The organism is Nocardiopsis dassonvillei subsp. dassonvillei DSM 43111 (genome assembly GCF_000092985.1).
GTDB classification, from domain to species: Bacteria; Actinomycetota; Actinomycetes; order Streptosporangiales; family Streptosporangiaceae; genus Nocardiopsis; species Nocardiopsis dassonvillei.
Genome location: NC_014210.1, coordinates 1,243,581 through 1,255,867 on the forward strand (window position 1 = coordinate 1,243,581; position 12,287 = coordinate 1,255,867).

The 12,287-nt window shown below is 74.4% G+C and carries 12 protein-coding genes; 7 read left to right on the plus strand and 5 right to left on the minus strand.

From position 1 onward, the window contains the following. Positions 1-3 precede the first annotated feature (3 nt). Positions 4-1,152, plus strand: coding sequence for a helix-turn-helix domain-containing protein (locus NDAS_RS05070; protein WP_013152066.1), 1,149 nt, complete (start codon positions 4-6; stop codon positions 1,150-1,152). Positions 1,153-1,270: 118 nt separating this feature from the next. Here NDAS_RS05070 and NDAS_RS05075 read toward each other — a convergent pair whose 3' ends face one another. Continuing rightward, positions 1,271-1,498 (minus strand): hypothetical protein, encoded by a 228-nt coding sequence (locus NDAS_RS05075; protein WP_013152067.1) that lies wholly within the window; start codon positions 1,496-1,498, stop codon positions 1,271-1,273. 304 nt (positions 1,499-1,802) lie between these two features. Beyond that, a complete protein-coding gene (locus tag NDAS_RS05080; protein ID WP_013152068.1) occupies positions 1,803-2,312 on the minus strand; it encodes a TspO/MBR family protein in 510 nt (169 codons plus the stop codon). Between the two features lie 187 nt (positions 2,313-2,499). Between NDAS_RS05080 and NDAS_RS05085 the strand changes: the two genes are divergently transcribed. Next, a complete protein-coding gene (locus NDAS_RS05085; RefSeq protein WP_013152069.1) occupies positions 2,500-3,279 on the plus strand; it encodes an alpha/beta hydrolase in 780 nt (259 codons plus the stop codon). A 69-nt stretch (positions 3,280-3,348) separates the two neighbouring features. Here the strand turns inward: NDAS_RS05085 and NDAS_RS05090 are convergent, their stop codons facing one another. The 3 genes from NDAS_RS05090 to NDAS_RS05100 all read right to left on the minus strand — a co-directional run bounded on the left by NDAS_RS05090 (position 3,349) and on the right by NDAS_RS05100 (position 7,370). Then, entirely contained in the window at positions 3,349-3,819 is a 471-nt protein-coding gene (locus NDAS_RS05090) for a hypothetical protein (RefSeq protein ID WP_013152070.1), read from the minus strand. A gap of 235 nt (positions 3,820-4,054) precedes the next feature. Beyond that, on the minus strand, positions 4,055-4,915 hold the full coding sequence (locus NDAS_RS05095) for an alpha/beta hydrolase (protein WP_013152071.1): 861 nt from the start codon (positions 4,913-4,915) through the stop codon (positions 4,055-4,057). 178 nt (positions 4,916-5,093) lie between these two features. Next, entirely contained in the window at positions 5,094-7,370 is a 2,277-nt protein-coding gene (locus NDAS_RS05100) for a glycoside hydrolase family 3 C-terminal domain-containing protein (RefSeq protein ID WP_013152072.1), read from the minus strand. Between the two features lie 99 nt (positions 7,371-7,469). Here NDAS_RS05100 and NDAS_RS05105 point away from each other — a divergent pair, with 99 nt between their 5' ends. The 5 genes from NDAS_RS05105 to NDAS_RS05125 all read left to right on the plus strand — a co-directional run bounded on the left by NDAS_RS05105 (position 7,470) and on the right by NDAS_RS05125 (position 12,224). After that, complete coding sequence (locus NDAS_RS05105; RefSeq protein WP_049800287.1) at positions 7,470-8,225, plus strand: TetR/AcrR family transcriptional regulator; 756 nt, start codon at positions 7,470-7,472, stop codon at positions 8,223-8,225. A 473-nt stretch (positions 8,226-8,698) separates the two neighbouring features. Continuing rightward, positions 8,699-9,094, plus strand: coding sequence for a Fur family transcriptional regulator (locus NDAS_RS05110; protein WP_013152074.1), 396 nt, complete (start codon positions 8,699-8,701; stop codon positions 9,092-9,094). A gap of 214 nt (positions 9,095-9,308) precedes the next feature. Next, entirely contained in the window at positions 9,309-10,070 is a 762-nt protein-coding gene (locus tag NDAS_RS05115) for a 2,3-dihydro-2,3-dihydroxybenzoate dehydrogenase (RefSeq protein ID WP_049800288.1), read from the plus strand. Then, positions 10,060-11,514 carry an isochorismate synthase gene (locus NDAS_RS05120; RefSeq protein ID WP_013152076.1) on the plus strand — a complete coding sequence of 485 codons (1,455 nt, stop codon included), beginning with the start codon at positions 10,060-10,062 and terminating at the stop codon, positions 11,512-11,514. Before NDAS_RS05115 ends, NDAS_RS05120 begins: the two co-directional genes overlap by 11 nt. Positions 11,515-11,585: 71 nt before the next feature. Further along, a complete protein-coding gene (locus tag NDAS_RS05125) occupies positions 11,586-12,224 on the plus strand; it encodes an isochorismatase family protein (protein WP_013152077.1) in 639 nt (212 codons plus the stop codon). Positions 12,225-12,287 lie beyond the last annotated feature (63 nt).

Genomic DNA, 12,287 nt, shown 5'->3' on the forward strand with positions numbered 1-12,287 from the left:
GCCGTGACGGACCCCGCGGAGCAGGCCCCGCCCGCCGACGAGCCCCGGTCCTGGGCGGGCATGGTCGAACGGCTCGCCGAGGACCGGGAGAACCTCGTCGAGGACTTCCTCCAGCGCCTGGCGGCCCTGGGCAACTACACCGACGGCATGGTCCCCGACACCGACCTGCGCCAGAGCGCCACGGAGACCTTCGACATGCTCACCCGGCGGATCGCCGGGGTGCCCCTGCCCGACCACCTGCGCGACCTCTCCACCCGCCTGGGCGTGCGCCGGGCCCGCCAGGGTGTGGCGCGCGAGCACCTGCTGGAGGCGGTCCGGCTCGACTTCCGCGTGCTCTGGGCGGGTCTGGTGCGCGCGGGCGGGCCGGGATCCTCGCAGATCCTCGTGCTGCACGCCGAGGAGATCCTCACCACGGTCGAGCAGTACATCAGCGACGTGCAGGCCGCCTTCCTGGAGGAGAGGGCCGCCCTGGAACGCGACTCCCGGGCGGCGGCGGCCCAGGCGTTCTCCCGGCTGCTCAACTCCGGGAGCCGGGCCGCCGCCGTGGCCTCCGAGGTGGCGGGCACCCTGGGGCTCCCCGAGCACGGGACCTTCGACGTGGCCTTCGTCGTGCCGTCCCCGGAGCGGGAGCAGCGGCCCGCGGCCCGGGTCCGCGAACGCGGCGGGGGCCTGGCGTGGGAGTTCGACGACGGCGTCGCCCTGGTGCGCGAGACCGCCCGCACGCCGTGGCCGGACCTGCCCCCGGGGACTTCGGGGGGACTGGTCGCGCGGGTGCGGGGGCTGGCCGCGGTCCCCGCCTCCGTCGAGGCGGCCCGCGTCCTGTCCGGCTACGCCGGCACCGGCGGCGGGTTCGTCCGCGAGGAGGACGTCTGGTCCGCCATCGCCCACGACCAGCTGCGCGGACTGATCCCCGGTTTCGGACGCGACCGGGTGGAGCGCTTCGAGCGGCTCGACGGGGACAGCCGGGCGCGGCTGCTGGAGACGCTGACCCACTACGCCGCGACGGGATCGGTCAAGGCCACCGCCGAGGCCCTGTACTGCCACCGCAACACGGTGGTCAACCGGCTCCAGGCGTTCCGCGAGACCACGGGCCTGGACCTGACCGTCCCGGCCGAGGCGGCCCAGGCCCTGGTGCTGTTCTCGGGCCGCTAGCGGACGGGCGGCCGCGCACAGAGCACGTGCGGCCCGGGAGGGGTTCCGGGCCGCACGTGAGGACCTCCGTGCTCTGGCGCTGTCTGGGGGTTTCCTGGGGAGGCGTGTGGGGACGCCGTTACTTCACGCTCACCGCCGTGAAGACCTCGGCCTTGTCTCCGTCCTCCTCCACGGTCTTTCCGGTGGAGGCGAAGTCGAAGGAGGCGTCCTCACGCTTGAAGCGGTAGCTCTTCTGTGGGGAGGCCACCTTGGTGAAGGTCCCGTCGAGGTCGCGGATGCCGACGAAATCGACGGTGTCGGGCACGACCAGCTTGATGCGCTTCATGCTCGGCTGGATGATCCGCATGCTTCCTCTTTCTTTCTCGGTACTCCTCCTGTGTGACGGCAGCACTCTCCGTCTGGTGTCCAGGTCATTCCCCCATAACGGAACGATAAAAATCAGGACAGCGATTTTCGTGTGTCCCGTGTCGCTCCGCCGGGGTGCGCCGAACCCGGGTGAATGTGGCGAAAGGAGTGTGCGAACTGCGGGAACACCCTCTGGCGGTCGGAGCGGGGCCGGGTCCCGAGTCGGGCGATCTACCCAGGGCCACAAAGGAGTTTCCTTCCTGACCGAAAACCGTCCGGGGGTTGTGCCCGGGACGTGCCGAGCCTCAGCCGCCGGTGTTGAGCCACCAGACGGAGAGGTTGAGCGCGGTCGCGAAGGCCGTCCAGGCCCAGTAGGGCACCAGCAGGACCGCCGCCCACCGGGACCGGCGGGCGAACAGCACGATGGTCGCCGTCAGCGCCACCACCAGCAGGCAGATGTCGACCAGGGCCACCCCGCGCAGACCGGCGGCGAAGAACAGCGGCGTCCAAGCCGCGTTCAGCGCGAGCTGGACGAAGTAGAGCGTCAGCTCGGGGCGGGCGCCGCGCCAGCCGTGGCGGCGCCAGACCAGCCAGCCCGACACGGCGATCATGGCGTACAGCGTGGTCCACACCGGGCCGAACACCCAGGAGGGCGGGGCCCACGAGGGCTGGCGCAGGGCGGCGTACTCCGCGGCGGTGCTGGTGCTGGAGAGCACCCCGACGAGCGCGGCGGCGGTGACGGCGGCGGCGAACCCGGCCAGGCCCAGGAGGGACGCGCGGGTGGAGGGGGCGGGTGAGGCGTTCGCGGCGGTCATGGCTTCTCCCCGGGGTCGGCGTCTGGTCGGTGCGGGCGCCCGGTCCGCTCCGGAGACCGGCCGGTGCTGGAACCCGGTCGGTGACGGAGTCCGGTCGAGCCGGTGTCCGTGCGGAGGCGGCCCGCGACCGTGTGTCCCTGTACCGCTACCTCCGTTCTTTCCTCAGTAAACAAGTATCTTGGAAAGCGTGAAGAAAAAGAACCGCGAACGCGGCCGCGCCGCGAAGGCGCTGGGAATCGCCGCGCTCGCCCTGACGCTCCTGCTCGTCCTCGCGGTCGGCGGCTTCGCCGTCTGGGCGCTCAACCCCTACCAGGCGGAGCCGCGGGCGCTGCGCGAGGCCGTGGCCACCCCCGGCGTGGAGGTGGCCGTCACCGACGACGCCGTGGTCGTCAGCTCCACCCACGCCCCTCCCGGGGTCGGAGTCGTCTTCTACCCGGGCGCGCGCGTCGCACCCGAGGCCTATGCCGAGCCCTGGGCGCTGGTCGCCGCCGACACCGCCGTGCGGGTGGTCATCCCGCGGATGCCGCTGAACTTCGCGGTGTTCGACACCGACCGCGCCGACCGCGCCATCGCCGACCACGGCGACGGCGTCGACGCGTGGTACGTGGGCGGGCACTCGCTGGGCGGTGCCATGGCCGCCTCCCACCTCGGCGGACGCACGGACGACACGGTCGTCGGACTGGTCCTGTGGGGCTCCTACGCCACGGAGGGCGCGGGCCTGGCCGGGCGCGAGGACCTCGCCGTCATCTCGGTCTCGGGCAGCCGCGACGGCCTGTCCGACCCGGCGACGGTCGAGGAGAACCGCCCGAACCTGCCGCCCGACGCGCACACGCACCAGGTCCAGGGGATGAACCACGCCCAGTTCGGCGCCTACGGGGACCAGTCGGGGGACCTGCCCGCCGACATCGACGACGCCGAGGCCCACCACCGCCTCGCCGAGGTGACGGGGGACTTTCTGGACCGGTAGGGCCCGCACGTGCCAGGAGTCCGCACCCCCGAGGCGGTACGGACTCCTGGCACGAGGGGGAGGAGCGCCTCACGCGGCGGCGGAGCGGGAGCCGCGTACCAGCACCACGGCGGCCAACAGCGCGTCCTCCGCCTCGTCCAGCGCGGCCTGGACGTGGTGTCCGTCCGGAGCCGAGTGCACGGCGATGAGCGCGTGCGCCGCGCACATCGCCGCCTCCGCAGCCGCACCCGGCCGTGAGGGGGCCGGGTCGGTCGCCCACTGCCAGTCGCTGACGGTCCGCTCCATCCTGCGGTACAGCAGGGCCTGCCCCACCTCCCGGTCCTGCACCGCGTGGGCCCACGCGTTCGGCGCTCCCTCGGCGGGGCGCACCGAGTCCGGACCGGCCTGGATCTCCGCCGCGGCGATCAGACTCTGCGCGAGCGCGGGCACGTCCTCCTCGTGCGCGCCGCTGCTGCGATGCTGGGGATCGAACACGGGAGGGAGCCCCAGAGCGGTCAGCGCACGCACGATCGGTCCGGGGTCGCCGATAGCCTGCGTCATCTCAACCTCCGGCTGTCTGCTTTGGCACATCTCCAGCCCTCTACCCAGTCATCGGCTACTTCCCGAACGCATTCCCAGTGTTTTCGTCGAAAAACTCGGATGAGTGCTACGGAGGTGCAACGACACAGCCCCGGGTCGGGTTCCTACTGTCCGTCGCGAATCCCGCGGGTTCCGGGGGCACCAGGGCCCTCGACCCGAACCGGCGCCGGGGAGCGGAGACCGCGGGCGGGGAGGCTCACCCGGTGAGGAAGCCGCCCAGGGCCGCGGCCAGCTCCTCGGGGGCCTCCTCGGCGACGTGGTGGCCCGAGTCGATGCCGTGGCCGCGGACGTCGTCCGCCCAGGACCGCCAGACACGCAGCGGATCGCCGTACAGCTCCTCCAGGTCGTCCCGCAGCGACCACAGGACCAGCGCGGGGCACCGGACGCGGACCCCGGCGGCGCGGTCGGCCTCCTCATGGGCCCGGTCGACGGTCAGACCGGCGCGGTAGTCCTCCAGCATCGCCCGCACCACCTCGGGGTCGCGTACCGCCCGCCGCCACTCCTCGTGGTTCTCCCGGCCCATGCTCCGCGGGTCGCCGGTGTACCAGCGGTCGGGGTCGGCGTTGATGACGCGCTCGGGAACCTCCGGCTGGGCGAAGAAGAACCAGTGCCACCACCGTGTGGCGAACTCGGGCGTGATCCGCGACAGGTGCTCGCTGATGGGCAGGCAGTCGATGAGCGCCACCCGGGAGACCAGTTCGGGGTGGTCCAGGGTCAACCGCAGGGCCACGTAGCTGCCCCGGTCGTGGCCGACGAGCGCGAACCGGTCGTGGCCCAGCAGGCGCATCACCGCCGCCATGTCCGAGGCGACCGCGCGTTTGGAGTGGTTGGTGTGGTCCGGCGAGGGCGCGGGACCGCGCGAGCGCCCGTAGCCCCGCAGGTCGGCGCAGACCACGGTGAAGCCCTGTTCGACCAGCAGGGGAGCGACGCGGTGCCAGGTCGCCGAGGTGCGGGGGTGGCCGTGCAGCAGCAGCACGGCCGGGCCCCGGCCGCCGTGGCGTACGAAGACGGTCGCGTCGCCGAGCGGGACGTGCTGGGAGGTGAAGCCCTCGAACATCGCCCCAGTATCCCCGCTGCCGCCCCGCCGGTACAGGGCCCCGCGCGGGGAGGGACGGGGCAGACGGAGGGAGGGGCGTCCGGCCCGGGCCCCTCCGGACGCCGGGCCGCCCCTGTGAGGGCGGCCCGGCGGATCGGGGCCGCGTCGCGAGCGCGGCGGGCCCGGCCGGGTCGGCCGCTCAGTCCTCGGCGTTGATCCTCGCGACGAGTGCTTCGAGCTCGTCCAGTCCCGTCGGGCCGAAGCTCGCCAGGCGGCGGATCGGGATCGAGGCCATCATCCGCGCCATGTCCATCCCCATGGCGTTGTCGGAGCCCTCGGCCGCCGGAGGCGTGAAGGCCTGGGCGAGGAGGGCCGCCGCCCCGGGGTCGGCCATGACCTCGCCCAGCGTGGAGTCGAGCGTCACCGGCAGGCGCAGCGCGTCGCCCTCGACGGCGATCGCCGCCGTGACCCGCAGGTCGCGGCTCGAAGCGCCCGCCGACACCACGTACTCGCCGCCCTCGACCACCCAGCGGTCGGCCCGCACCTCCCAGTACGCCAGGTCCTCCCGGGACAGCGGGACGCTGACGCGCTCGCTGCGACCGGGTTCCAGGGTCACGCCCGTGAAGCCCTTCAGCTCACGCGGCGCCCGCGACACGGCCGAGTCGGGCTTGGCGACGTAGAACTGCACGACCTCGCGCCCGGACCGGTCCCCGGTGTTGGTCACGGTCAGGTGCGCCGTGATCCCGGCGCCGTCCTGCTCCAGTTCGAGGTCGGAGTAGGCGAAGCTCGTGTACGACAGGCCGTGCCCGAAGGGGAAGGCCACCTCCATGTCGCGGGCGTCGTACCAGCGGTAGCCCACGTACAGGCCCTCGCCGTAGAGCACCGCGGAGTTCTCCCCGGGGAAGTTGAGGTAGGCGGGGGTGTCCTGCAACCGGACCGGCACCGTCTCGCCGAGCCGCCCCGACGGGTTGACCCGGCCGAACAGCACGTCGGCGATCGCGCCGCCGCCCGCCTGGCCCAGGAGGGCCCCGTCCAGGACCGCGGGGGCCAGCTCGGCGACGGGGGCGAGCCGCAGCACGCCGCCGTGGGAGAGCACGACGACCGTGCGGGGCTGCGCCCGCACGACGGCCGCGAGCAGGTCGAGCTGTTCGGCGGGGAGTTCGATGTGCTCCCGGTCGAAGCCCTCGGACTCCTGGTGCTCGGCCAGGCCCAGGAAGACCACGGCGGTGTCCGCCTCGGACGCGGCGCGCACCGCCTCCTCACGCAGGGCCGCCGCGTCGCCCGGTTCCGTACCGTCCTGCGCCCGGTCGGCGTAGCCGGGGGCGAAGGCGACCGCGCCGGAACCGGCCAGGGCGCGGATCTCCTCCAGCGGGACGTCCACGCGCGTGGGGTTCACGTGGGAGCTGCCGCCGCCTTGGTAACGCGGGTTCCGGGCGAAGCCGCCGATCACCGCGACGGACCCGTCGGGCGCGAGCGGCAGGAGCGCGCCGTCGTTCTTGAGCAGGACGACGCACCGCGCGGCCACCTCGCGGGCGAGGGCGTGGTGGTCCTCGATCTCCCGCGCGCCGACCTCCGGGGCGCGTTCGGGATCCGCCGCGCGGTCCCGGCGGGAGCCGCGCGCCCTGGCGGCCAGGGCGGCCACGCGGGAGGCGGCCGTGTCCACGTCCTCCGTCGAGCAGGCCCCGGCCTCCACGGCCGCGAGGAGCCGCGCGTCGCTCGCGCCGCCGTCACCGGGCATCTCCAGGTCCAACCCGGCGGCGACCGCGGCGGGCCGGTCCTGCACCGCGCCCCAGTCGCTCACGACCACGCCGTCGAAGCCCCACTCCTGGCGCAGCACCGTGGTGAGCAGCCAGTGGTCCTCCGAGGCGTAGACGCCGTTGATGCGGTTGTAGGAGCACATCACGGTCCACGGGGCGGACGTGCGCACGACCCTCTGGAAGGCGCGCAGGTAGATCTCGCGCAGCGTGCGCGGGTCGACGTTGGAGCTGGAGCGCATCCGGTCGTGCTCGGCGTTGTTGGCGGCGAAGTGCTTGAGCGAGGCGCCCACACCGGTGCTCTGGAGGCCGCTCACCCAGGCGCCGCCCAGGACGCCGGTGAGGAGGGGGTCCTCGGAGAAGTACTCGAAGTTGCGCCCGCCGCGCGGGTCGCGCTTGATGTTGATCCCCGGGCCCAGGAGCACGTCCACGCCCAGCGCCCCGGCCTCGGCGCCCAGGGCCGCGCCCACCCGCCCGACCAGGTCGGGGTCCCAGCTCTGGGACAGGCCGACGGCGGGCGGGAAGCAGGTCGCGGGCAGGCTCTCCGCCAGGCCCAGGTGGTCGGTGGCACCGGCCTGTCGGCGTACGCCGTGCGGCCCGTCGGTGAGCACGAGCGAGGGGACGTCCCCCACGGCCTTGGTCGTCCAGAAGTCGGCGCCGCTGCTCAGCGAGGCCTTCTCCGCCAGTGTGAGCCCGCTCAGGTCGGCTGGGTCGTGGGTCATGGCTGCTCGCTCCTGTCCGGGGAAACGCGGGTCGTTGACGCGTCCGTGCGAAAACAGTACGTCATGCGGTTTTCGCGCGGCAAGTGCTACAGTCGCGCCATGGCACGACGAGGCTCCTACGCGAAGGGCGTGGCCAAGCGCGGGGAGATCCTCGACGCGGCGCTCACCGTCATCGGACGCGACGGGTACAGCCGCGCGACGGTGCGCGAGATCGCCGACGCGGTCGGACTCAGCCAGAACGGCCTGCTGCACCACTTCGGGAGCAAGGAACGGCTCTTCGTCGAGGTGCTGCGCCACCGCGACGAACTCGACCGGCTGGCCTACGGGGAGGGCGCCGACCGGGGTTCCGAGGCCGGTGCTCGGCGTCCCGGCGGTGCCGGAGAAAGCCCCGACGGCGCCGAACGCGGTCCTGACGCCGCCGGACGCCCCGGCATCGCCGATTCGCTGGTGCGGCTGGTCCGGCACAACGCCGGGGTGCCGGGCCTCGTGCAGTTGTACTCGCGCCTGTCCGCGGAGGCCGCCGAGGAGGGGCATCCCGCCCACGGCTTCTTCCGGGAGCGCTACGCCACGGCCCGCGGGATCATCGCGGAGGAGATCCGGCGCCTCCAGGCGCAGGGGCGGTTCTCCGCAGAGCAGGACGCCGACCGCCTGGCGGTGCTGGCCGTGGCCCTCATGGACGGCCTCCAGGCGCAGTGGTCCTACGACTCCGGCGTGGACATGGCCGACCACATGGCCCACTTCCTCGGCCTCGTCGGCCTGCGGGCCGCCGGGCCGGACCCGGCAGGGGAGGGGCGGGTCCCCGGGGGCGCGGCCCCCGACGGCCCGGTTCCCGGGGGCTCCACCGCAGAGGGGTGACGCCGGGCCCGGGCCCCGCCAGTTCGGGGTTGGGCGTCCACCCGCGGGAGTCGGGGACGGCTCCGCCCGGTGCGCGGGCGGGCCGTGACGCTACGGGAGCGGTGCCGTCCGCCGGTGCCGGGTGCTCGGTGGCGGGGCCCGTACGGTCGTGGGCACCGGGAACCGGGACGGACGAACCCTCGTGAACGTGCCCCGGGGCGCCACGACCTCCGCCGAGCCGGTTTCCGCGATGCGCGTACCCGACCCGGTCGGGCGACGGTTCCGGCGGGGCCCAGGAGCCGGATTCCAGTGTAGTTAGGGAGGTTTTGAGGTGGTACGGGCGCGATCATGGTACGGTTATGAAAATCATTTCCATGCAGTCTGTGTCACATGACCGGAGGCCCGTGACGTGTCTGGAGGCAGGCGACGGTGCCCGGCGCCGGGGGCGGCGGGCACGCCGTTCACCGTGAGGACCGACCGGGCGGCGGTCTGAGATGCCCCGGGTGTCCCAGTACGACGACGTCGTCCTCAAGGCCCTGGGTCGGAGCACGCGCTTCCGCAGCTGTCAGGAGATCCACCTCGCCCTCTCCGGAGGGCGCTCCCGTGCCCGCAGGCCGCCCAGCCTGTCCACCGTCTACCGCACGCTCCACCGGCTGGCGGAGGAGGGCGTCCTCGACACCCTCCACTCGCCCGAGGGGGAGCGCCTCTACCGGCTGTGCAGGACCTCCTCCCGTCACCACCACCTGCTGTGCCGGGTCTGCGGGCGGGTGGAGGACATCGCGCAGGCGGACGAGCTGGGGAGCGTCGTCGAACGCATCCGCGAGGACAGCGGTTACGGCTCCCTGGACTACTCCTTCGAGCTGTCGGGCGTGTGTCCGGGCTGCACCTAGGCAGCGCTTTCCGGGTCCGTGCTTTCCGGGCCTGCGCTTTCGGCCCCGCGCTTCGGTCCGTGTCCGGGTGCCCGCACCACCCCCGCGGGCGGGGGCGGCGCGGGAAACGGACCCCGGTCGGGAGCGGCGCGCCGGCCACGGGCCGCCGGGATCCGCTGCCGTGTTCCACGAGAGGAGGGTCGTGTCCACGACCCGTTCTGCACAAGACCCCGGTGTGGCCCTGGTGACCGGGGCCGCCGGGGGCATCGGCTCCGCCGTCGTCCGGGGGATGGCCGAACAGGGCTTCCGCGTCGCGGCCCTGGACGTGGCCGGGGAGGGAGCCCGCGCTCTGGCCGCGGAACTCACCGGCCGGGGCCACCGCGTCCGCGACTACGCGGTGGACGTCACCGACGAGGACTCCGTCGAGCGGGCCGTGGCCTCGGTCGAGGAGGAGTTGGGCGCCGTCACCGCCGCGGTCAACGTCGCCGGTGTGCTGCGCTGGGGCGCGGTCACCGGCTTCCCCTCCCGGGTGTGGCGGGAGGTCTTCGACGTCAACGCCCTCGGCGTCTTCCACGTCTCCCGCGCCGCGGCCCGCGTGATGGTCCCGCGCGGTGCCGGGAACATCGTCACCGTCAGCTCCGACGCGGCCGCGGTGCCCAGGGCCGCCATGGCCGCCTACGCCGCGTCCAAGGCCGCCGCGACCCACTTCACGCTGTGCCTGGGCCTGGAGCTGGGGCCCCACGGGATCCGCTGCAACGTCGTCTCCCCGGGATCGACCGACACCCCGATGCGGCGCCAGCTGTGGGAGGACGGGCCCTCCTCCCCGGAGGCGGAGCCCGGCAACGACCCCTCGGCGTTCCGCCCGGGCGTCCCGCTGGGCCGGGTGGCGCTGCCCGGGGACGTCGCGGAGGCCGTCGCCTTCCTGGCCTCGCCGCGCGCCCGGCACGTCACCCTGCACGACCTGCGCGTGGACGGAGGGGCGAGCCTTGGCGCCTGAACCCCGGGGAAGCCTGCCCGGCCCCTTCGTCCTGTCCACCCCCGACCACACGCTGACGGCCGACGGCGCGCCGGGGCGCTCGCGCCCCCTGTCCGGCGGGGGCGCGGACCTCGCCAAGGAGGCCGAGGCCGCCCTGCGCGATGCCCGCGCCGCCGGATGGGACGACCCCCGGGTCGTGGGCGCCCTGCCCTTCCGGACGGGCGCCCCGGCCGCGCTCATGGCGGCGGACGTCGTCCGCACCGGCCCGCGCCCGTCGGGTGCTCCTGGCGGGGGCTCCCGGCGCGGGCCGCTCTTCCGCGACCGCTCGCCGCTCACCGCAGGGGGTCCCCCTTCCGGTCGGAGGCCCCGCCCGGACCCACCGCGGATTCCGGGCGGGGGCTCCCTTCCCGACCCGCCCTCCCGCGAGCGTTCGTCGCGAACGGCCGCCGAGGCCCCTTCCTCCGGTCCGCCGCCCCGGCACCGCCTGCGCGAGGAGCCCTCCGCGGACGACTACGCCCGCCTGGTCGGCCTGGCCGTCGAACACCTCTCCAACGAAGGCCTGGACAAGGTCGTCCTGGCCAGGACCCTGCTGCTGGACCTGGCGGAACCCCTCGACCCCGGCCGCGTCCTGGCCCGCCTCACCGCGGACAACCCGGGCGCCTTCAACTTCGCGGTCGCCGCGGGGGCCTTCGGCTCCGGGGAGGTCTTCGGGGAGGGCTCCGGCGGGACGGACGGCCGGGACCGGGACCCCCTCCGGCGACCGGCCCCGGTCCTGGTGGGGGCCAGCCCCGAACTGCTCGTCGCGCGCAGCGGCCGCCGGGTGCGCTCGCACCCGCTCGCGGGCTCCGCGCCGCGCCACCCCGATCCGGAGGCCGACCGCGAACGCGCCGAGGCCCTGCTGGCCTCGGCCAAGGACCTGCGCGAGCACGCCTTCGTCGTGGAGGCCATCGCCGAACGCCTGCGCCCGCTCTGCTCCCGGCTCGACGTTCCCGAGGCCCCCTCGCTGACCGCGACCGCGACCATGTGGCACCTGGGCACGCCCCTCTCCGGCCTGCTCCGGGAACCCCTTCCCTCGGCGCTGGAACTGGCCGCCGTCCTGCACCCGACCCCCGCCGTCTGCGGCACGCCCGCCGAGGCCGCCGCACGGGCCATCGGCGCGTGGGAGCCCTTCGACCGGGGCCTGTACGCGGGCGCGGTCGGCTGGTGCGACGCCGACGGCGACGGGGAGTGGGCCGTCACCCTGCGCTGCGCCGAGATCGCGGGGACCCGGGCGCGCCTGTTCGCCGGAGCCGGGATCGTCGCGGACTCCGTGCCCGCCGAGGAGGCGGCGGAGACCGGCGCCAAGTTCCGCACCATGCTCAACGCCCTCGGGCTGGGGCCCGTCGGGCCGGGTTCCGCCGGTCCCGATCCCGGTGCCTCAGGCCCGGGCGCCCTGGACCCGGCGGCCCGGGTTCCGCCGCCCTGACACGGCGCACCGGTGCGCGGCCCCGCGAAACCCGCCATCCCCGTTCCGACACCACATGGAGAACACCCCTGATGTCCCTTCCCGCGATCGAGCCCTACCCCATGCCTGGCGAGGGCGACCTGCCCGACAACCGGATGTCGTGGTCGGTGGACCCCGACCGCTGCGTCCTGCTCATCCACGACATGCAGCGCTACTTCCTCGACGCCTTCTCCCCCGACGAGGAGCCGGTGCCGAGCCTGATCGCCAACGTCGGCGCCCTGCGGAGCGCGTGCGCCGCACTCGGCGTTCCGCGCGTCTACACCGCCCAGCCCGGCTCCCAGGACCCGGACGACCGGGGGCTGCTCACCGACCTGTGGGGCGAGGGGCTGCGTGACGACCCGGCCCACACCGCGATCGTGGAGGGGCTGGAACCCGCCGACGACGAGATCGTCATGACCAAGTGGCGCTACAGCGCCTTCGCCAGGAGCGGTCTGGAGGAGTACCTGCGCGACGCGGGCCGCGACCAGCTGGTCGTCTGCGGCGTCTACGCCCACATCGGCGTCCTGACGACCGCGTGCGACGCCTTCATGCGCGACGTCCAGGCCTTCGTCGTGGCCGACGCGGTGGCGGACTTCTCCGCGGGCGACCACGCGATGGCCCTGTCCTACGCCGCCCGCCGCTGTGCCGGGACGGTGAGCACCAAGGGGGTTCTGGCCGCACTGAACGGCTGAGCGCCCCCGGCGGTGATCCTGCTCCCGGCGTCACCGCCGACGCCGACACCCGTGCCAGGAGCA